The following is a 19,893-nucleotide window of genomic DNA, read 5'->3' as shown; positions in this document are numbered from 1 at the left end:
CGGTGACGCCGGTCGCGCCACCTGTCGATTCCCCGCCGGCGCTACGGCGCCCGCTGACGCGGCGGCCCCGCCGCCGCCGGCTCCCCGTCGCCGGAGTAGCGACGCAGCTCGTCGTGCCAGAAGTCGGTGACCGCCCGGCGCAGGTCGCGGCGCGGCCGCCAGCCGAGGGCCGCCGCGGCGGGCGCCGGGTCGACGCACGACCACCGGGTCCCGGCCCGCCAGCCGGCCGGGCCGGCACGCTCCACCACTGTCGCCTGCACCCCGCTGACCTGCACCAGGAGCCGGACCAGCGTCCGCACCGGCACCGCCTCGCCGCGGCCGATGTCGAGGACGCGGCCGGTCACCGGGCGCCCGGCGGCGGCCAGCACGGCCTCGGCGGCGTCCCGGACGTCGACGAAGTCACGCCGGGCCTCCAGCGGGGCGAGCGTCACCCGCGCGGCGACGCCGGCCCGCGCGGCCGGCGCCAGCGCGGCGGCGACCCGGCCCAGCAGGCTGGTCGCGGGCAGCCCCGGGCCGAGCGCGTTCACCAGCCGCAGCACCACCGCGTCGACCTCACCGGCGTCGGCTGCCGCCAGTACGGCCCGGGTCGCGGCCAGTTTCGCCCGGCCGTACGCGGTGTCCGGCGCGGGCGTACGGCGCGGATCGGCCGGCGCGACCGGCTGCCCGTACTCCAGCACCGAGCCGAGATGGACCAGCCGGGGGCGGCAGGCGGCGCGGCGCAGCGCGTCGAGCAGCAGCGCGCTGAGCCGGGTGCAGCGCTCCGCCATCCGGCCGGGGTCCAGTCCCCAGCTGCTGCCGGTGGAGTCGACCACGGCGACCGGGTCCTCGGCGTCCAGCAGCCGCGCCAGCGTCCCCGGACCGGTGCCGCCGAGGTCGAGCGCGGTGAACCGGTGCCGGTCGCCGGCCGGGGCGCGGCGGGCCACCGTGAGCACGTCGTGGCCGGCGTCGGCGAAGGCGTCCGCGACATGGGCGCCGACGAACCCGGTGCCGCCGAGCACGACCGCGCGTGGCCGGTCGCCGGTCACCGCGCACCTGCGGGCCGGGCGATCCACAGGCCCCACCGGAACGGCGGCGCCGTGACGTGCGCGGCGGCGAGCCCGGCCCGGGCGAACGCGGCGGCGAAGTGCTGCGGCCGGAACAGCGTCAGATCGGTCGTCGCGGTGTCGTGCCGGATGCCGGCCTCCGGGTCGGCGTACGCCTGGTGCACTGTCATCCGGATCCGGTCGCGCGCGTCGTCGAGCCACGTCGAGTGGGACAGCCGGACCACCACCCGGTCCTGCTCCTGCACCATGTCGCGGGCCACGTAGCCGGGGACGAACGTCTCCGGCGTGTACCAGGGCTCGACCGCCAGCACGCCGCCCGGCGTCAGGTGGGCGGCCAGCCGCGCGACGGTCCGGTCCAGTTCGGCGGCGCCGCGCAGGTGCGGCACCGCGAAGAGGCAGACCACCACGTCGAAGGTGTCGGCCAGATCCAGGTCGCGCATGTCGCCCTCGTGCAGGGCCACGTCCGGCACCCGGGCGCCGGCTCGGGCCAGCATCTCCCCGGACAGGTCCACGCCGGTCACCGGGGCGAAGTGGGTCCGCAGGTGCTCCAGGTGCAGCCCGGTACCGCAGGCCACGTCGAGCAGCGAGGCGGCGGCCGGGTTCCGGCGCCGGACCGTCCGGGCGAGCGTGGCGGCCTCGGCGATGTGGTCGCGGCCCCGGTGCCGCATCACCAGGTCGTAGATCTCCGGGTATCCGGCGCGGTAGAAGCCGCGCGCCACCGATGCCGTCACCGTACGCGCACGGTGGGCACGTAGTGGATCCACCGGCCGCCGGCGGCCCGGAAGCCGGTCTCCTTCGCCATGATCTCCTCGGCGTGGTTCCAGGCGAAGAGCACCGCGTAGTCCGGGTAGGGGTCGGCGAATGCCTCGGGCGGGCGGACCGGGATGTGCGCGCCCGGGGTCAGCCGGCCCTGCTTGGCCGGGGTGGTGTCGCAGACGTACGAGATCAGCTCCGGCCCGAGCCCGCAGTAGTTGGTGACGGTGGCGCTCTTCGCGGTGGCCCCGTAGGCCGCGACGGTGCGGCCCTCCTCTCTCAGCGAGCGCAGCAGCGCGACCAGCTCGGACCGGGTACGCGCGACGGCGGCGGCGAACCGGCGCAGCGCCGCCTCCCCGGTCACTCCCTGCTCCCGTTCCTGGCGCAGCAGGTCGGCGACGGCCGGGGACGGGGTACGCGCCCCGGCGCGGGCGAGCGTGTAGCGCACCTCGCCGCCGTGCACCGGGAGCCGCCGCACGTCCACGAGCTCCAGCCCGAAGCGGGCCGCGGCGGCCCGTACCGAGTGGGCGGTGAAGTAGTAGAAGTGCTCGTCGTAGATCTGGTCGAAGGCGGTCCGGGCGAGGATGTCGCCGAGGTACGGGTCCTCGAAGACGAGGACGCCGCCGGGGGCGAGCAGCAGCCGCGCGCCGCGCAGCACCGAGTCCAGGTAGGGCAGGTGGCAGATCGTGTTGGCGGCGTAGATGACGTCGGCCGGCCCGTCGGTGGCGAGCACGTCGGCGGCGGTCTCCTCCTCGAAGAAGTCGGTACGCACCCGTACGCCCTGCCCACGGGCCAGCTCGGCCACCCCGGCGGACGGCTCGAAGCCGAGGTGGCGTACGCCGGCCGCGGCCACGGTCCGCAGCATCACCCCGTCGTTGCAGCCCAGCTCGACGCAGAACGCGCCGGGCCGGGTCAGCTCGGTGGCGAGCAGTTCCCGGCCGGTGCCGGTGAAGTGCGCGCGCATCACCGACGACAGCGACGAGCGGTACGGGTAGTCGTGGTGGAACATCCGCTCGCGCGGCACCTCCTCGACGAGCTGGACCATCGTGCAGTCGGCGCACCGGCCCACCGCGAGGCGGTAGAAGAACTCGCCGTCGAGGTCGGCCGGGAGGGGGAACGCGTCGGAGAGGGGCTGGCGGCCGAGGTCGAGCATCTCGGTCACCGGGCCGCCGCAGATCCGGCAGCCGGTGACGGCGGGGGCGGTCATCTGCCTGCTCCTTCCGGTCACCGGTGCCGGGCGGGTCAGCGCGGCTTGTGGGCGGCGATGACGACGCAGCCGACCTTGGTGCGCAGGACGTCGAGCACGGCCGGCATCTCGGCGAGGAAGGCATCGATCTTCTCGGCGCCGTGCGCGGCGGCGAGCGTGTCGCGCCGCTGCTGCACCCGCTCGTGGTACGCGGGGAACGAACGGCTGATCTTGTCGCCGCAGCTGAGGAACTCGTCCACCACGAATCCGGCGTCGCGGACCAGGTCGAACGCGGCCATCGGCGGGCCGGGCGGGGCGAGGGTGAAGTCGGTGAGGATCTGCCGGTCCCGCTCGGTGAGCGGGGCGTCCTCGGCGAGGTCGGTGAGCACGAGCCGGCCGCCGGGCTTGAGTACGCGGCGGATCTCGGCGAGCCACTGCCGGCGGTCCTGCGCGTGCACCAGGGACTCGAAGGCGAGCACCTTGTCGAAGGAGGCGTCCGGGTAGCTCAGCGCGGCGGCGTCGCCGAGCTCGAAGCGGACCTGGCCGCGCAGCCCGGACTCGTTGACCCGTTCCCGGGCCCGCTTGAGGTGCTCGGCGCTGTTGGTGATGCCGGTGATGTCGGCGTCGCTGCGCTGGCCGAGCCGGATGGCCGGCTCGCCGGCGCCGCAGCCGACGTCCAGCAGCCGATCGCCGGGGCGCAGGCCGAGGCGGTCGCCGACGATGTCGGTGAACCGGTTGATGGCCTCCAGGAAGGGCGTGCGGTCGTCGTCGTCCTCCCACCATCCGAAGTGGATGTTTCCGCCGAGCACCTCGACGGCCCAGGCGCCGTCGTCGTAGATCTCCGCTACCTCGTCGACTTCGGTCAGCTCGCGTGTGGACACGTCCGCTCCTCCACTCTCGGCGGCAAGTTGCTGCTTGAGAATGTTATAGCTATCGACCGACGGGTGTCCATGCGACGATCACGTGGTGGCGGAACGCGCGCGACGCGCGGATCAAGAGGCGTGACCGGAGCGAAACGTCCTGCTACTATATGTTTGTGAACACAATGTCGCGTACGGCTGGGTTGTCCGCACAGCAGACCGACACTCCCGCCATCGAGATCACACGATTGCGCAAATCCTACGGCGAGGTGCGCGCGCTCGACGGGATCGATCTGCGCGTGTCGGCCGGAAGCGTGTTCGGCGTGCTCGGCCCCAACGGCGCCGGGAAGACGACGATCGTCCGCACCCTCGCCACGCTCGTCCCGCCCGACAGCGGCGAGGTCCGCGTGCTCGGCCACGACGTGGTGCGCGAGGCCGGGGCGATCCGCGACCGGATCGGGCTGACCGGGCAATACTCGTCGGTCGACGAGGAACTGTCCGGCCGGGACAATCTCGTCCTGCTCTCCCGGCTACGCGGCTTCTCCTGGAGCGCGGCCCGCCGCCGCGCCGAGGAACTGCTCGCCACGTTCGGCCTGAAGGAGGCCGCCGCCCGGCTGGTGCGGACCTACTCCGGCGGCATGCGCCGTCGGCTCGACATCGCCAGCAGCATGATCGTGACACCCGACCTGATGTTCCTCGACGAGCCGACCACCGGGCTGGACCCGCACAGCCGCAACCAGGTGTGGGAACTCGTCCGGGGCATGGTCGGCGAGGGCGCCACCGTCCTGCTCACCACGCAGTATCTCGACGAGGCCGACCAGCTCGCCGACCGGATCGCGGTCGTCGACCACGGCCGGGTCATCGCCGAGGGCACGCCGGTGGAGCTGAAGCGGTCGATCGGTGCGAGCGTGCTGCGGGTGCGGTTGCGCGACGCCGGGCAGCGGGAGACGGCCGAGCGGATGCTGGCGGAGGCGCTGGGCACGGCGGTGCACGCCGGCGCCGACCGGATGGAGCTGACCGCGCAGGTCGCGGCCGAGGAGGAGGCCACCCGGGCGCTCGCCGCCCTCACCGGGGCCGGCGTCGGCCTGGCCGAGTACGCCTTCGGCCACGCCACCCTGGACCAGGTGTTCCTCGCCCTCACCGGGCACCGGGCGGACGGCTCGCGGACCGAGACCGAGGAGGCGGCGTGAGCAGCATGGTGGAGACCGGCACCGGCCGTGGCGCCTCGGCGCCGTCCGCGGCGCGGCCGGCACGTCCCGGCGCGCTGTCGTCCACGCTGACCTTCGCGTGGCGGGCGGTGCAGAAGGTACGCCGCGACCCGACGCAGATCCTCGAGGCGCTCGGCGTGCCGGTCATGTTCACGCTCGTCTTCGGCTTCCTGTTCGGCGGCGCGCTGGCCGGTTCGACGTCGAGCTACATGCAGTTCTACATCCCGGGCATCGTGGTGTTCACCGGGATCATGATCAGCATGCGGATCGGCGCGGTGGTCAACCTGGACAACTCCCGGGAGGTGACCGACCGCTTCCGCGCGCTGGCCATCTGGCGGCCCGCCGCGATCGTCGGCACCCTGCTCGGCAACAACGTGCTCTACGTCGTCGGCTGCGCGGTCGCCGTGGCGGTCGGGCTCGCGGTCGGCTTCCGGCCCGACGGTGGCGTGCTCGGCGTCCTCGCCACGATCCTGATCACCCTGGTCTTCGTCTTCTCCTTCTCCTGGGTGTACGTGGTCTTCGGGCTCGCCCTGAAGTCACCGACCGCCGCGCTGAGCGCCTGCCAGGCGATCGTCTTCCCGGTGTCGTTCGTCAGCAACTTCTTCGTGCCGCAGGAGACGCTTCCCGGCTGGCTGCAGGCCGTGGTCGGCCTGAACCCGTTCGCGTTGACGGTCACCGCCGCGCGCGGCCTGGCCCACGGCACGGCGACCGCCGGTGAGGTAGGCGCGGCGCTGGTCGGCTGCGCGGCGCTGGTGGCCGTCTTCGCCCCGCTCTCCATGTTCCTGTACCGCCGGCGGGCCTGACCCCGCCACCGTTTGTACGCAGTGCCGATGACACGAGAAGGGAACACGGCTACCCCGTGGACAGCGACCGTTTGACTCAACCGCCTGCCGTCACCGCGCAGATGCTCATCCGCAGGCCCGCCGCCGAGGTCTTCGAGGCGTTCGCGGACCCGGCGGTGACCACCAAGTTCTGGTTCACCAAGAGCAGCGGCCGGCTCGAACCCGGCGCCACCGTCACCTGGGACTGGGAGATGTACGGCGTCTCCACCGTCGTCACGGTCAAGGACGTCGAGAAGAACAGCCGCATCCTGGCCGAGTGGGACCCGGAGTCCCCCACCCAGCTCGAATGGCGGTTCCTGCCGGGCGAGGGTGACACGACGCTGGTCCGGGTCACCGAGACCGGCTTCGCCGGCAGCGCCGACCAGGCCGTGGCGAAGGCGATCGACTCGATGGGCGGGTTCACCATGGTGCTCTGCGCCTGCAAGGCGCTGCTGGAGCAGGGTGTGCTGCTCAACGCGGTCGGCGACGCCCACCCGACCGGCTTCGGCGACTGACCGCCGTCGCGGCGGGCGGACCGGGCGTGACCCGGTCCGCCCGCTCAGCCGGCGTCCAGCAGCCCGCGCAGGCAGGCGATCAGGCTGCGGGCCGAGACGTTCACGTAGTTGCTGTGCCGCAGCAGTTCCGAGAGCTGGTGCAGCGTCACCCAGCGGTACTGGTCGCTCTCCAGGTCGACGTCGTCGGTCTCCACCACCAGATAGCTGCTACGGGCCCGGTAGAGCCGGCCGCCCTCCTCGGAGAGGAGCGCGCGGAACCGGACCCGCTCCGGCGGCGCGCCGAGCACCTGGTCCAGGAAGGGCGGACGCGCGGCGGCGGGCAGGTAGTCGAGCGTGGCGGGCGTGCACTGGACCGTCGGCGCCAGTTCCACCACGTCGACGAAGCCCGGTTCGACCCGGGCGTGCGCCAGCACGTGCAGCACACCGTCGAGACGGGTGGCCAGGAACGCCACCACCCCCTGGCCGCAGGGCCGCAGCATCGGCTGCGACCAGCTCGCCACCTCGCGCCCCTCGGCGTCCACGTCCACGCCGATGACCTCGAAGAACAGCCCACTGTCGTGTCGCAGGGAGACCTCGCCGAGATGCCACGCCGCCTGTCCGCGCAGCGCCGTCCGGTCGGCGTCCACCTCCGTCCGGCTGCGGACGTCGGTGATCCAGTGCAGCAGCTCGCCGGTGTGGTGCCGGCTGCCCGGCCCGGGCCGGCAGGAGCGGCGCAGCGCGGCCGTGAAGGCGTCCCCGGCCGGGCCGGCCGCCCGGGCCGTCAGCTCCGCCGGCAGGCACGAGAGCACGGTACGGATGTCCATGTTGACCAGGTCGTCGTGGCGCAGGAGCCGGTGCAGCTGGGCGAGGCTGAGCCAGCGGAACCCGGGCGGCGGCACGATGTCCTCGTCGGTGAGGACCACCATGTTGCGGTTGCGTTTGCGCAGGAACCAGGACCCGTGCTCGGACTGGCGGACGTCCACGAGCACCCGGCGCGGGTCCGGGTCGCGGAAGTGATGCAGGAACGGCACCGGGCGGCCGCCGTGGACGCCGGTCCAGTTGCTCCGGGTGGCCTGGACGGTGGGCGCGAGCTGGTGGCCGTCCTGGTTGCCGGGCTCCGCCTTGGCCTGCACCAGCACCCGCAGCGTGTCGCCGTCGCGGCGGGCGAGCAGCCCGAGGATGCCCACCTCCGGCTGGTGCAGCACCGGCTGGTCCCAGCGGGGCACGGCCGCGCCCGGCACCTCGACGGAGAGCCCTTCCACCCGGAAGAACCGGCCGCTGCGGTGGGCCAGGACTCCGGTGTCGGCGTCCTGGCGCCAGCCGCGCAGGCCGGCCAGGGGCACGACGTCCACACGCATCGGGGCCTGGCGGCGCCAGTCGGCGAGCCACTCGTGGATGTCGGCGTCGGGGTCGGCGGTGGCGAACCGGCCGTGCTGCGGCAGCCCTGGTGGCGCGGTCGTCTCCGTCACGCGCGTACCCCCTTTGTCGACACCTACCCGTTGATCACTTCTATATTCTATAGCGAACGGCCGGCGTTAGCGCGGGTCGAGGAAGGACGAGAGGATGACTGAGGACGCGAGCGCGCCGGCGCTGCCGATGTGGCCGGACGGCGCCGACGCCGGATACGTGGCCGCGCGGCTGCGCCTCGCCGAGGTCGAACGCCGCCTGTGTGACCAGATCGAACAGGTCGCCGCCGCCCGGCGGGAGCTGCCGCTCGGCGCGCCGGTGGCCGACGTCGCGCTCACCGAGGGACCGGCCGACCTGACCGCGCCCGGCCCGTTGCGCCCCGTCCGGCTGTCCGCGCTCTTCGGCGCGCACCGCACGCTCCTCGTCTACCACCTGATGTTCCACCCGGACGCCGACGCCGCCTGCCCGATGTGCTCGATGTGGGTGGACGGGTTCCACGGCGTCGCCCACCACCTCCGGCAGCACACCGCGTTCGTGGTGGTCGGCAAGGCCCCGGCGGAGAAGCTGCGCGCCTGGGGCGCCCGGCGCGGCTGGGCCGGCCTGCGGCTGCTCTCCAGCCACGGCACCGACTTCAACGCCGACCTGCGCGCCGAGCACCCGAACGGCGACCAGCGCCCGATGGTCAGCGTGCTGGTCCGCGACGGCGACGGCGTCCGGCACTTCTACAGCCAGCCGGCCAACTTCGTCGACGGCACCGAGCGCGGCATCGACCTGCTCTCCCCGGTGTGGAACGTGCTCGACCTGCTGCCGCGGGGCCGCGGCGACTGGTACGCCGCCAACACGTATCCCCCGGTTGCCGACCCGGCCGATCGACCCGTGTGACAGCCGAGGAGACACGAGTGCCCGACCGCACCGCGACACCGCGTACCGCCGACGGTCGCCGGGGCGTACCCCGATCGGCCGGACGGCTCACCGGCGCGGCCCTCGCCGCAGTGGCGGCCACGCTGCTGGCGGCGGGGCCGGCCCACGCCGCGGACGGCGGCGGTGTCGCGCCGGCCGCCACCGGGTTCGCCGCGCTGCTCGCCCTCGCCGCGACGGCCACCACGGCCGGGCTTGTGCTGCTGCGACCGCTCGCCGCCCCGGCGCCCCGCCGCCTCACCGCCACGGCGGTGACCGCCGCCGTCGCGCACCTGCTCACCCTCGGCCTGGGCGGGGACGCCCCCGCCGCCGGAACGCTCGTGCTCGCGGCGGCCTGCCTCGCCCTGCCCGGGTGCGCCGGGCGGCGCGCGGTCGGCGTACCCCTGGCTCTGCTCGTGTCCGCCGGGGCCGGCCTGCTGGCGCTGCCCACCGCGACAGTCGCGGAGGCGACGGCCGCCGCCGGGCACGGGCTCGCCGCCGCGGTGCTGCTGGGCGGCGTCGCCACAGTGCTCGGCGCGGACTCGGCCCGGCGGCGCGTCGCCCACCGGGCGGCGCCCTGGATGCTCGCCGCCGTCACCGCCGAGGCGGCGGCCGGCGCGGTGCGGCTCGGTACCGACCACGCCGCCCTCGGCCCGGAAGGCCCCGGATGGGCCGGCCCGGCACGCTGGGTCTGCCTTGCGGTCGCCGTGGCCGGAGCCGTGGGCCTGGGCGCCGGCCTGCGACGCCGACGGCAGCCGGACCGGGCGTTGCTGCGGGGACAGGCGGTCGTGCTGCCCGCGGTCGTCATCGTCGCCGCCACCGCGACCGCCGTGGCGCTGCCCGCGCCGCCCGGCCGCCCCGGCGCGCCGCTGCTGGTCGCAGTGGACAACGGCGGCCGGGGCCTCCCGCTGGTGGTGGCACCGCAGCGGCCCGGCTGGAACCTCGTGCACGTCGGCGCGGAGGGAGTCTCGGTCGGGACGCGGGCGGACCGCCTCTCCCCCGCCGTCCGGCTGCCCGGTGCCACCAACGGCTGGGCCCTCGTACACCTTCCGCCCGGCCCGAGCCGGCTGCACGTCGCGTACGGCGGACGCCAGGCCGTGATTCGGCTGGACGCCGGGGCGGCCGACGCGCCCGGTCCCGACCTGCGCGGTCCGGACGGGCCGGAGTGCGTCAGCGCGGCCCTCGGCGTGCTCCTGCGGGACGACCCGCAGCCGCTGTCGCGCTGCCCCGCGGACGCCCTCACCTCCGGTGACCGCGAGGACCTCGACGCCACAGTCGCCTTCCTCGCGCCCCGGGCCGAGGGCGCCCTCGGCGTCGTGGGCGACTCCTCGGCCCGCTCCGTCGCGGCGGTCGCCGCCGTCACCGACGCCGCGCGCCGCGCCGGACTGCGTGTCGTACCCCCGGGGTCCGGACGGCATCCGACGCTCGTGGTCACCGGCTGGGCCGGGGCGGAGGCGGCGCTGCGCGACGCCGCGCGGGGGCCGGGCGCGGCGGCCGGCACCTATCTGGCGCCCTGGCTGCTCACCGCCGCGGTGCTGCGCCCCGCGACCGGGCAGATGCTCGCGCTCCGGTTCGACCCGCGCGCGGAGCCGGTGTCCCGGTACGTCGCGGAGCTGGCCCGCCGTTTCCCCGGCGAACCCGCCACCGTCTCCGGCTACCTGGCCTGGCAGGGCGGCGCGCCCGCCGGGCCGGCCCGGATGTACGCGGCGGCCGCGGTCTCGCTGCCCGGCCCGGTGGCGCACGGCGGGCACGGCCGGTCCGGCTTCCTGCCCGGCGGCACGGTCACCGCGGTGACCGGCCCGCTCGGCTGAGCCGCGACCGCGCTACCGCCCGGGCGGACTCCCGATGATCTTCGGACCGTCCTCGGCGGGCCGCCGCACGTCCTGGTGGTAGTACGCCCGCAGTCCGGCCCGGGCGGCCGCCGGAGCCCCGAGCCAGCGGAGCAGGTTGCGGCCGTCACTGCGGGGCGAACTCCCCGGAACGAGATTGCCCAGGCCGAGCAGCGCTCCGACGAACGCGGCGCTGAACAGCGCCAGGCGCGTCGACACCGTTGCCGTGTGCGTCGCCACGACGACGAGCGCCGCGGCGGCGCCCAGGTTCGCCACCGGGCCGCCGAGATGGAACAGCGCCATCCGCAGCGGCAACGCCGGCATCGACGCCGACGGCCGGACCGACACCTCGTTGCGCCATCCGGTGAAGGGCGCGATGTGGACCGCGACGACCGGCAGGCGCAGCAGCTTCGCCGCGACGAGGTGGCCGCCCTCGTGCAGGGCGAGGTGCAGCCACAACGACAGGCAGGTGAGGCCGGCGGCGGCGATCGCACCCGTCAGGGACTCGGTGACGAGCAGCGCGAGCGCCATCGTCTCCACCGCCAGCAGCAGAGACGCGGCGACGAGCCGGCGGCGCAGCTTCACCGGGCGATGGTACGGCCTGATCGACCCATTGGGCGGCCCCGGAAATCGGATGCCTGGCCCGATCCATGATCAGCAGAATGAGGGCGTCCACCGGCGACGGGAGGTGACCGGCATGCCAGAGAGGCGTTAGTCCCGCGCATGGTGCGCGGGCGGCCGAAGGGCGGTCGTCACATGGCCCGTACCGACATCCACCGACCCGAGCGTGTGCAGCAGCGGGATCCGTACCTGCGCCGCTGGTTCACCGACATCCACCGACACCACCTGGGCGCCTGCGATCTGGCCGAGTTCCTCGCCTCGCCCAGGTGGATCCGCACCCGCTGCCACCGCGAGGTGTCGGCGCAGGCGCCCAACCTCTGCGGCTGCCGGCTCTGCACGTTCCAGGCCTGCCGCAGGCTCGGCCGCCGCCAGGAGCGCGTCGCCTGGCGTTCGATCCGCCGCCGACTGCTCGCCGAGCACCGGGGCGGCGAGCACGATCTCGACGTGCCCCCGATCCGCGGCAAGGCCTGGTAGCGGTCCGCCGGATCACCGATGAGTTCACATGTCCCGGCCGGTCTCAGCTGGTGCATCCGTTCGGATGCACCAGCTGATTCTTCAGGAGGACGAGAGCCATGAGCGTTGTCGACACCACTCCCCCGCCCGTCACCCGTGGGCTGCACCGCACGCTGTGGGTGCTCCAGGGCTTCCTCGGCGTCTTCTTCATCGTCGCCTCGGCCGGCCCCAAGCTGTTCGGCGAGACGAACACCGTCCAGTCCTTCGAGGACATGGGCGCAGCGCCCTGGTTCCGCTACTTCATCGGCCTGGTGGAGCTGGCCGGTGGCATCGGGCTGCTGGTGCCGCGGCTCGCCGGCCTGGCCGCCGTCGGGCTGGCGCTGCTCATGGTCGGCGCCGCCATCACCCAGGCGTTCATCCTGGACGGCGGCGCGCTGGTCATCACCCCGGTGGTGCTGTTCTTCCTGTTCGTGTTCATCGCCTGGGGCCGGCGCGACTCGATAGGCCGCCTCTTCAGGCGATGAGCAGGCGGGTGCACCCGGGGTGCGGCCGGCGGCCGGTCACGGCGTCCAGCGCACCCCCGGGTTCACCCGCCCGGACCAATCGAAGACGGCCATGTTGTCCCAGCCGTTCCCGGTGCCGTTGATGTTCGCCGGGTCCCAGCCGTTGCCAGGGACGGCGTACCAGGTCGGCTCCCAGTAGAAGACCCCGATGGCGCCGGCGTTGCGGGCGGTGTTCTGGACCCAGTCGAACTGCTGGGCCTGCCCGGCCCAGGTCGCGCTGATCCCGTCGCAGGTGACGTCGCCGATGACGTTCGGCTGGCCGTCCGCGTCGTCCCGGGTGAACGGGTACGCGGTCTCCACGATCACCACCGGCTTCCCGTAGCGGTTCCGCAGGTCGACGATGTTGTTGTAGAGGTTCGCCAGGCTGCCGTGCCACATGCAGTAGTACGACAGCGCGGTCATGTCCCACTGCACGCCCTGGGCGCGGATGCCGTCGTAGAACCAGCGGGCGTTGGCGTTGCTGTCGGCGTTGGCGGTGTGGATCATGACCGGGATGCCGCCGCCGCAGGCCTTCACCGCGTTGTAGCCCTGCTTCAGCAGGCCGGCCAGCGGGGCGAAGTCGTTGTTGACGACCTTCCCCTCGTTCCACAGCATCCCGACGTTGATCTCGTTGCCGATCTGCACGCTGTCCGGCAGCGTGCCCTGCCCGCGCAGGGCGGCGCAGACGTCGTACGTGAAGGCGTACACGTCGTTGCGCAGCTGGTTCAGGCTGTGGCCGGCCCAGGCGGCCGGCTTGTACTGCTTGCCGGGGTCGGCCCAGGTGTCGGAGTAGTGGAAGTCGATGAGGACCTTGAGGCCCTTCGCCTTGGCCGCTCTCGCCTGGACCAGCACCTTGCTCTTGTTGTTGTAGCCGCTGGCCGGGTTGTTCCAGACGCGCAGCCGGACGTAGTTGACGCCGGCGGACCTGAGGATGTCCAGCGGGTCACGGGCGACCCCGCCCGCGTCGTAGTACTTCGCCCCCAGGTCCAGGCTGCGCTGCAACGACGAGACGTCCGCGCCCCGCATGCTGAGCGTGTTCGCGGCGGCGGCGGGCGCCGGCGTACCCCCGATCGTGGTGGTGAGGGCGAGGACGACGGCCGTGACGGCCCCGGCCAGGGCGCGGCGGCGGTGGCGTGTGGTCACAGGACTTCCTCTCAGCCGACTGTGCAGGGGGCGCCGTTGAGCGAGAAGCCGGTCGGCGGCGCGTCGCTGGCGCCCCACCGTCCCTGGAAGCCGAAGGTCGCGGATCCGTCCGGGGCGATGACGCGGTTCCAGTCGACGTTGCGGGCGGTCACCGTGGCGCCGGCCTGCCCGACCGTGGCGTTCCACGCGTTGGTGATCTGCTGGTCGCCGGGGAAGCCGAACGTGACGATCCAGCCGTCGACCGCCGCCGTCCCGGTGTTCTGGACCGTCACCGTGGCCACGAAGCCGCCGGCCCACTCGGACTGGTTCCGGTAGGTCACCCGGCAGGTCGAGGGCGGCGGTGGTGGCGGAGTGGTCGTCGTGGGCACGGTGACCGTGTTGGAGGCGATCGACACGTTGCCGGCGGCGTCCCGGGCCCGCACGTAGTACAGGGTGCGCAGCGGCGTCGACGGGGGCAGCGGCCCGGTGTACGTGGTCCCCGGCACGGTGGCGACGAGCGTCGAGGTGAACCAGCCGTCGAACCGGTAGACGTTGTACCCGAGCACGCCGACGTTGTCGGTCGACGGTGCCCAGGACAGCGTGGCGGTGGAGCCGGTCACCTCGCCGACTGTGAGGTTCTGCGGCGCGCTCGGCGGGGTGGTGTCCGGGCCGGTGTCGGTCACCGGGGTGACCACAGTCAGCGCGTCGGTGGCGGCCGAGCGGCGGCCGTCGCCGTCGCGGGCCGACACCCGGAACGAGTACTGCCGGCCCGGCTGGATGTAGTTGGTGATCGTGGTGGTGGTGACGTCGCCGAGGCTGAGGCTGTAGATCACGTCGTCGAACGCCTGGTAGTAGGTGATGTCGTACCCGACGACGGGGCAGCAGCCGCGCGTGGCGGCCGTCCAGGTGAGGGTGACCGAGGTGGTCCGCACCTGGGTGGCGGTCAGGTTCGTGGGCGGGCTCGGCGGGAACGGCGTGGTGCTGGGCGTGCTGGGCGTCGACGTGGGCGGCGAGACGGTCCCGGTCGGGTCCGCGACGGGCGCCGCGGCCCCGCCGGGCGCCGGTGCGACAGCGGGGTACGCGGCGCCGGCGCCCGCCGGCGGCACCGCGGTCAGGGCGGCGCCGAGCACCGCCGTGGACACCACGACGGCCGCCGGCAGACCCGGCCGCAGACGGCGCAGAAGTGAGGACGAGGAGACGGCAGCCATACGCCGACGATGCCGCCAACGCATCGATGATCGCCAACGTATCCCACACCTCGGTCGGGGCGGCAACCCGGCGACCAAGGCACCACCTTTGCCTGATTCGTCGTTTCGCGCCGCCTATCTGAGCAATCAGCCACAATCGGAGAGACAGGGTGAGCCGCTGCGGAACGGCCACCGCACACACGAAGGCTGGACGGGAATCGGCGATGGCCACCTTCGAGTACCGCTGCCCGCAGGACGGCAGCTTCGACGTCGTGATGCCCGTCGGCACCGCGGGCCCGTCGACGAGCTGCCCCCGATGTGACGGCCCGGCGACCCGGGTGTTCTCCGCGCCCCGGCTCACCCGCACGCCGGCGGCGCTGCGCGAGGCCATCGACCGGACCGAACGCAGCGCGGAACAGCCGGCGGTGGTCGGGCAGGTGCCCGGCCGTCGCCCGGCGCGCCGCTCGACGAACCCGGCCCACGCCCGCCTGCCCCGATGGTGACCACGAGAAGGGCTCAAGACCGTGCCTGAACTGCTGTTCCCCCTCGACTCCACGAAGAGGTTCACCGACCAGGAGAAGGTCGGGCACAACCGCTGGCATCCCGACATCCCGCCCGTGGCGACGGTACGGCCCGGACAGTCGTTCCGCGTCCACTGCCGCGAGTGGTTCGACGGCGCGATCCACAACGACGACTCCGCCGAGGACATCCGGGACGCTCCGCTGACCCGGGTCCACGCGCTCAGCGGCCCGTTCGCCGTCGAGGGCGCCGAGCCGGGCGACCTGCTCATGGTCGACATCCTCGACATGGGCCCGATCCCGCAGGAGTCCGGTCCGCTGGCCGGTCAGGGCTGGGGTTACACGGGCATCTTCCCCACCGGCAACGGCGGCGGCTTCCTCACCGAACAGTTCCCCGACGCGTACAAGGCGGTCTGGGACTTCACCGGCCGCAAGGCCACCTCCCGGCACATCCCCGGGGTCTCGTTCACCGGGATCGCCCACCCGGGACTGATGGGCACCGCCCCGTCCGCGTCGCTGCTCGCGACCTGGAACCAGCGGGAGGGGGCGCTGATCGCCACCGCACCCGACCGGGTGCCGCCCCTGGCCCTGCCCCCCGAGCCGCAGGACGCGATCCTCGGCAGCCTCACCGGCGCCGACTTCGACCGGGTGGCCGCGGAGGCGGCGCGAACCGCGCCGCCTCGGGAGAACGGCGGGAACCAGGACATCAAGAACTTCACCGTCGGCAGCCGGGTCTTCTACCCCGTGTACGTGCCGGGAGCCAACCTGTCCCTCGGCGACCTGCACTTCTCCCAGGGCGACGGAGAGATCACCTTCTGCGGCGCCATCGAGATGGGCGGCTTCGTCGACCTGCACGTCGACCTGATCAAGAACGGCATGCAGACGTACGGCGTCGCCGAGAACACGATCTTCATGCCGGGTGACACGCCGCCGCAGTACTCCCAGTGGCTGGCCTTCTCCGGGCTCTCGGTCACCCTCGACGGCGAACAGCGGTACCTCGACTCGCAGCTCGCCTACCAGCGCGCGTGCCTGCACGCCATCGACTACCTGACCCGCTTCGGCTACCAGCCGGAACAGGCGTACCTGCTGCTCGGCGCCGCACCGATCGAGGGCCGGCTCTCCGGCGTGGTGGACATCCCCAACTCCTGCGCGACCGTCTACCTGCCCACCGAGATCTTCGACTTCGACATCCGACCCTCGGCGGCCGGTCCGACCCGGATCGACCCGGGCAAGGGCGCCCCGAAAGCCACCCTGCCGTGAGCAGGTGACCCTCGTGCAGAAGTCATCCCTGACCGCACTGGCCCGCGAACAGCTCAAGCTCGCGCACGCCTCCTCCAGCGGCCGCAGCAGCTCCACCGTCTACGGCGGCCACGAGCACAGGCTCCGCCAGACGGTGATCGCGCTGACCGCCGGCCAGGCGCTCGGCGAGCACGAGAACCCCGGCGAGGCCACCGTCCACGTGCTGCACGGCCGGGTCCGGCTCGGCGCCGGCGAGACGTCCTGGGACGGCGCACCCGGCGATCTGCTGATCGTGCCGGACCGACGGCACACGCTGGAGGCACTGGAGGACGCCGCGGTGCTGCTCACCGTCGCCAAGCGCTGACCGGCGAACCCGCCGTCCCCGCTGACCAGTACAGGCGGTCAGCGCTCCCGGATAATCGCTGTTACGTTGTCGTCAATGGACACCGATGATCACCCCACGGGGAACGGCGGCGCGGATCTCCCCGGCGTCGAAGCTCTACGCGCCGCCGAACGGCGTCTTCAACGTGCCCAACTGTCCTCCGACGTCGCGGCGCTGGATCGGTTGATCGATGACCGGCTCGTGTTCACCGGGCCGGACGGCCGCCTCTACTCCAAGCAGGACGACCTGCACGTGCACCGATCCGGGCAGCAGACGATGACCCGGGTGGACGAGGAGGACCTGGCGGTCCTCGTGGCCGGCGGCACCGGTGTGACGTGGTTCCTCGGCACCGTGGAGGGCACCCTCGCCGGCGAGCCGTTTCTCGCCCGGGTCCGCTACACGCGCACATGGATCCTCGACGAGGACGAGGGGTGGCGCCTGCTCGCGGCACACGTCGGTCCGGCCGACTGAGGCTGCCGTCAGGTCGCGGCGAGCGCCTTGGTGATGTTCCACTCGGCCAGGTCCAGCATCCACTTCCGGTCCGGGAAGTCGGTGTCCGCGATCCGTAGTGCCCCTTCGATCAAGGACAACGTCTGCGCGTATCGGTAGAGCTCCAGCCGGTGGGGATCGAGATCGACCGGGCGCAGCGCCGGGTACGACTCGCCGAAGCGCATCTGCAGCCAGGCATGATCCCATTCGACATCGAAGTACGTCAGCCCCTCGAAATCGATCATGACGGCCTCGCCGGCCGGCGTGACGAGCACGTGATCCGGGCCGAGTTCACCGTGCACCAGCCCGTACTCCACGCGCGGGGTGACCGCGCTCCTGAGGTGGCGTACGTGGGCGGCGATCCGGTGATGGGCGTCGGCCAGCCGGGCGTCGCGGGCCGCTGCCGCGTCGAGGTGGCCGAGCGCCCGGTCGACGACAACGTCCTCCGCGCGCCGCGTCTGGGACGCCTCACCTCGCGCGACGGCCGCGACCTTGCCGTAGTGCGGTCCGAAGGCGGTGTGCATGCGGCGCAGGGCATCGCCGAGCGCGGACAGCGGCCTGGCGGCGGTGGCCGGATCGTGTTCCAGCACCGCCTCCAGCCGTCGCGCGCCGGCGTCCTCGACGAGCGCGACGTCGGCGTCGAGGTGACGGCCGTCCCGGTCGATCATCATCAGATGCGGGACACGCACACCTGCCGCGGTGAGCGCCGCGTGGCTGGCGGCGAAGAGATCCGCGCCCGACGCATCGGTGAACGGGTCGTCCGGGATGGTCGGTGACGGGGGCCAGTAGTTCTCGTCCGCGGCCCACACGTACAGCATCACTGTTGTCCGGTCGTCCAGCCGGAGCCGGTAGACGCCCTTCTTGGTGCCGCCCGTCAGCCGGTCCAGGGCAGCGAGCCGCCGGTCGGAGCCGAACTGGTCCGACACGAGGTCGTGCAGATCGTCCGGCTGCAGGAAGGTCCGCGTCATGGCCGCCTCTCGTCAGATCGAGGCAGCCAGGCTGCCAGGCCGAGCAGCGGCACACAACCGAGTTGACGCAGCGGACTTCGCGGACCGGCCCGCCCCGGCGCTGACCGTGTTCGCGCTGCTGATGCAGGTCGGCTTCATCGATGGTGCCACCGAGCAGCCGGCGCTTGCTCAGATGTTGGAGCCGTCCGGCGGCAGGCCAGGCGGTGGACAGGACATGCCCAGGGTGTAGGCCGTCATGGACAACGAGCCGTAGGCGTAGCCGTCGACGAGGACCTCGGTGTCGGGGATGTCTCGCCCGGATCGGAGATCGAGTCTGCAGCCTGCCCATTCGGGCGGCTGCCGAGTGACTCCTTGCGATGGAATCATGATCAGGTGACGCCCTTCCACATCGATGTGCCCGAAGCCGTCCTGGACGACCTGCGGGCTCGGCTCTCGCGGACAAGGCTCGCGCCGGCCGCCCCAGGAGAGCCGTGGGGCGCCGGCACCGACCCTGCGTACCTGGCAGATCTGGTGCGGTACTGGCTCGACGGATTCGACTGGCGTGCGGTCGAGCGTGCCCTCAATCGGCACCCTCAGTTCGTCACCACGGTCCGAGGCGCGCCGGTCCACTTCGTTCATGTCCGCTCGGCATCGCCCGACGCCACGGCGCTGATCCTGACCCATGGCTGGCCCAGCACGTACACGGAGATGCTGCCCCTGGTGTCCCGGCTCGCAGACTTCGACCTCGTCATACCGAGCCTGCCGGGCTTCGTCTTCTCCGGACCACTCGCCGAGGGCCCGACGACCGAGGCGGCTGTCGCGGACGTGTGGGCTGAGCTGATGACCCGTCTGGGCTACGACCGCTTCGGCGCCTACGGTGGCGACATCGGGTCCGGCGTGTCGACGTGGCTCGGCGCCCGCCACGCAGATCGGGTCATCGGGGTCTTCTCGCAGCACATCAAGTTCCCGCCGGCGGACCGCAGGGGCGACCTCAGCCCAGCCGAGGAGGCGTTCGTCGCCATGCTCGACGCGAAGGCCCAGGATGACTGGGGCTACGGAATCATCCAGGAGACACGGCCCGACACCCTTGCGGCCGCGCTGAGCGACTCGCCGTCCGGACTGGCCGCATGGATCATCGAGAAGTACCAGCGCTGGAGCGACTGCGGCGGCGACATCTCCCGCCGGTTCGGCTTCGACGAACTGCTGACCACCGTGATGCTGTACTGGGTCACCAACTGCATCGGCACGTCCTTCCGGCCCTACCGTGACGACCGCCTGGCCCCACCACTGCCGATCGTCGCCGTGCCTGCCGGTATCACGGTCAGCGTGGAGGACGCCGGCCTGCCCCGGTCGTTCGCCGAACGCACCTACGCCAACCTCACCCACTGGCGCGAGCCCACCGTCGGCGGCCACTTCTTCGCCCAGGAAGAGCCCGACCTGCTCGCTGCCGACCTGCGCGCCTTCTTCAGCGCGCTGCGGTGATCCAGTAGCTCAACCGGCGGCACCGCCGACCCGGACCGGTACCTGGTGGTGCCAGCTGGCGCGCCGCAGGAGCCGGGTGGCCGCGATCGTCGCCGCCCACGTCGACCAGCTACGCGCCCGCCGCTCGGAGATGGCGCGCGGGGCATGCTGCGGCAGCCGGCGCGGAAACGACCAAAGAGGCCGCCGCCTCCGTCCGCCCGAAGGCAGGTGGAGGCGGCGGCCTCATCGCGTACGGGGTTATCAGGAGCGTCACGCTGAACAGCCCTCTGTCGCTCGTGCCGCCGAAGTTCCTGCGTGGACACATGATCGACCAGACGCAATTTCCGCACTGAGGAGCTTCCTGCTGCCTCGTCCTGTCCAGTTGTCGCGCACGGGCAAAGGACCTGAATCTTGACTAAGGGAACCTGGCCTCG

22 protein-coding genes are annotated in these 19,893 nt (G+C 73.0%); 13 read left to right on the top strand and 9 right to left on the bottom strand.

What is annotated here, in order from left to right; genetic code table 11:
• Positions 1-41 precede the first annotated feature (41 nt).
• From A4R25_RS17025 to A4R25_RS17010, 4 genes are read right to left on the bottom strand one after another with little or no spacing between them, the layout of a single operon-like run.
• Positions 42-1,025, bottom strand: coding sequence for an NAD(P)-dependent oxidoreductase (locus tag A4R25_RS17025; protein WP_064447368.1), 984 nt, complete (start codon positions 1,023-1,025; stop codon positions 42-44).
• Positions 1,022-1,774 carry a trans-aconitate 2-methyltransferase gene (locus A4R25_RS17020; protein WP_231915557.1) on the bottom strand — a complete coding sequence of 251 codons (753 nt, stop codon included), beginning with the start codon at positions 1,772-1,774 and terminating at the stop codon, positions 1,022-1,024. The genes A4R25_RS17025 and A4R25_RS17020 overlap by 4 nt, the downstream gene beginning before the upstream one ends.
• On the bottom strand, positions 1,771-3,003 hold the full coding sequence (locus A4R25_RS17015) for a class I SAM-dependent methyltransferase (protein WP_064447367.1): 1,233 nt from the start codon (positions 3,001-3,003) through the stop codon (positions 1,771-1,773). The genes A4R25_RS17020 and A4R25_RS17015 overlap by 4 nt, the downstream gene beginning before the upstream one ends.
• Positions 3,004-3,038: 35 nt before the next feature.
• A complete protein-coding gene (locus tag A4R25_RS17010) occupies positions 3,039-3,863 on the bottom strand; it encodes a cyclopropane-fatty-acyl-phospholipid synthase family protein (protein WP_064447366.1) in 825 nt (274 codons plus the stop codon).
• Between the two features lie 164 nt (positions 3,864-4,027).
• Between A4R25_RS17010 and A4R25_RS17005 the strand changes: the two genes are divergently transcribed.
• The 3 genes from A4R25_RS17005 (at position 4,028) to A4R25_RS16995 (ending at position 6,386) form a co-directional block, all read left to right on the top strand.
• Positions 4,028-5,032: an ATP-binding cassette domain-containing protein gene (locus tag A4R25_RS17005; protein ID WP_064447365.1), complete on the top strand. Its 1,005-nt coding sequence runs from the start codon at positions 4,028-4,030 to the stop codon at positions 5,030-5,032.
• A gap of 5 nt (positions 5,033-5,037) precedes the next feature.
• The gene (locus A4R25_RS17000; RefSeq protein WP_205798118.1) at positions 5,038-5,853 is read left to right on the top strand and encodes an ABC transporter permease; all 816 of its coding nucleotides are present in this window, start codon (positions 5,038-5,040) and stop codon (positions 5,851-5,853) included.
• 101 nt (positions 5,854-5,954) lie between these two features.
• Entirely contained in the window at positions 5,955-6,386 is a 432-nt protein-coding gene (locus tag A4R25_RS16995; protein WP_176722772.1) for an SRPBCC family protein, read from the top strand.
• 44 nt (positions 6,387-6,430) lie between these two features.
• On the opposite strand, the gene A4R25_RS16990 is transcribed toward A4R25_RS16995, so the two are convergent.
• Entirely contained in the window at positions 6,431-7,834 is a 1,404-nt protein-coding gene (locus A4R25_RS16990; protein WP_064447364.1) for an NDP-hexose 2,3-dehydratase family protein, read from the bottom strand.
• Positions 7,835-7,928: 94 nt separating this feature from the next.
• Here A4R25_RS16990 and A4R25_RS16985 point away from each other — a divergent pair, with 94 nt between their 5' ends.
• Both A4R25_RS16985 and A4R25_RS16980 read left to right on the top strand, forming a co-directional pair.
• The gene (locus A4R25_RS16985; protein WP_064447363.1) at positions 7,929-8,654 is read left to right on the top strand and encodes a DUF899 family protein; all 726 of its coding nucleotides are present in this window, start codon (positions 7,929-7,931) and stop codon (positions 8,652-8,654) included.
• Positions 8,655-8,671: 17 nt separating this feature from the next.
• On the top strand, positions 8,672-10,480 hold the full coding sequence (locus tag A4R25_RS16980; RefSeq protein ID WP_064447362.1) for a hypothetical protein: 1,809 nt from the start codon (positions 8,672-8,674) through the stop codon (positions 10,478-10,480).
• Between the two features lie 12 nt (positions 10,481-10,492).
• Here A4R25_RS16980 and A4R25_RS16975 read toward each other — a convergent pair whose 3' ends face one another.
• A complete protein-coding gene (locus A4R25_RS16975; RefSeq protein WP_223201166.1) occupies positions 10,493-11,083 on the bottom strand; it encodes a hypothetical protein in 591 nt (196 codons plus the stop codon).
• A 171-nt stretch (positions 11,084-11,254) separates the two neighbouring features.
• Here A4R25_RS16975 and A4R25_RS16970 point away from each other — a divergent pair, with 171 nt between their 5' ends.
• Together A4R25_RS16970 and A4R25_RS16965 are read left to right on the top strand one after the other, a co-directional pair.
• Positions 11,255-11,593 carry a hypothetical protein gene (locus A4R25_RS16970; RefSeq protein ID WP_064447361.1) on the top strand — a complete coding sequence of 113 codons (339 nt, stop codon included), beginning with the start codon at positions 11,255-11,257 and terminating at the stop codon, positions 11,591-11,593.
• 98 nt (positions 11,594-11,691) lie between these two features.
• Positions 11,692-12,096, top strand: a complete 405-nt coding sequence (locus A4R25_RS16965; RefSeq protein WP_064447360.1) for a DoxX family protein — start codon at positions 11,692-11,694, stop codon at positions 12,094-12,096.
• 36 nt (positions 12,097-12,132) lie between these two features.
• Here the strand turns inward: A4R25_RS16965 and A4R25_RS16960 are convergent, their stop codons facing one another.
• Positions 12,133-13,257, bottom strand: a complete 1,125-nt coding sequence (locus A4R25_RS16960; RefSeq protein WP_064447359.1) for a glycosyl hydrolase 53 family protein — start codon at positions 13,255-13,257, stop codon at positions 12,133-12,135.
• An 11-nt stretch (positions 13,258-13,268) separates the two neighbouring features.
• Entirely contained in the window at positions 13,269-14,444 is a 1,176-nt protein-coding gene (locus A4R25_RS16955; RefSeq protein WP_064447358.1) for a cellulose binding domain-containing protein, read from the bottom strand.
• Between the two features lie 203 nt (positions 14,445-14,647).
• Here A4R25_RS16955 and A4R25_RS16950 point away from each other — a divergent pair, with 203 nt between their 5' ends.
• The 4 genes from A4R25_RS16950 (at position 14,648) to A4R25_RS16935 (ending at position 17,033) form a co-directional block, all read left to right on the top strand.
• Positions 14,648-14,926: a zinc ribbon domain-containing protein gene (locus A4R25_RS16950; RefSeq protein ID WP_043325298.1), complete on the top strand. Its 279-nt coding sequence runs from the start codon at positions 14,648-14,650 to the stop codon at positions 14,924-14,926.
• A 21-nt stretch (positions 14,927-14,947) separates the two neighbouring features.
• A complete protein-coding gene (gene fmdA / locus A4R25_RS16945) occupies positions 14,948-16,201 on the top strand; it encodes a formamidase (protein WP_064447357.1) in 1,254 nt (417 codons plus the stop codon).
• A gap of 13 nt (positions 16,202-16,214) precedes the next feature.
• Positions 16,215-16,544 (top strand): cupin domain-containing protein, encoded by a 330-nt coding sequence (locus tag A4R25_RS16940; RefSeq protein ID WP_064447525.1) that lies wholly within the window; start codon positions 16,215-16,217, stop codon positions 16,542-16,544.
• 75 nt (positions 16,545-16,619) lie between these two features.
• Positions 16,620-17,033 (top strand): nuclear transport factor 2 family protein, encoded by a 414-nt coding sequence (locus A4R25_RS16935; RefSeq protein ID WP_064447356.1) that lies wholly within the window; start codon positions 16,620-16,622, stop codon positions 17,031-17,033.
• A gap of 8 nt (positions 17,034-17,041) precedes the next feature.
• Here the strand turns inward: A4R25_RS16935 and A4R25_RS16930 are convergent, their stop codons facing one another.
• A complete protein-coding gene (locus tag A4R25_RS16930) occupies positions 17,042-18,019 on the bottom strand; it encodes a phosphotransferase family protein (RefSeq protein WP_064447355.1) in 978 nt (325 codons plus the stop codon).
• Between A4R25_RS16930 and A4R25_RS31495 the strand changes: the two genes are divergently transcribed.
• Both A4R25_RS31495 and A4R25_RS16925 read left to right on the top strand, forming a co-directional pair.
• Entirely contained in the window at positions 18,018-18,248 is a 231-nt protein-coding gene (locus A4R25_RS31495; RefSeq protein ID WP_197494920.1) for a hypothetical protein, read from the top strand. The two genes, A4R25_RS16930 and A4R25_RS31495, sit on opposite strands and share 2 nt — an antisense overlap.
• Positions 18,249-18,391: 143 nt before the next feature.
• A complete protein-coding gene (locus A4R25_RS16925; protein WP_064447354.1) occupies positions 18,392-19,480 on the top strand; it encodes an epoxide hydrolase family protein in 1,089 nt (362 codons plus the stop codon).
• Positions 19,481-19,893 lie beyond the last annotated feature (413 nt).

The organism is Micromonospora sp. NBRC 110037 (assembly GCF_001652995.1).
Classification (GTDB): domain Bacteria; phylum Actinomycetota; class Actinomycetes; order Mycobacteriales; family Micromonosporaceae; genus Micromonospora; species Micromonospora chalcea.
The sequence above is the reverse complement of the archived record's forward strand: the minus strand, read 5'-3'. Positions and strand labels throughout refer to the sequence as shown.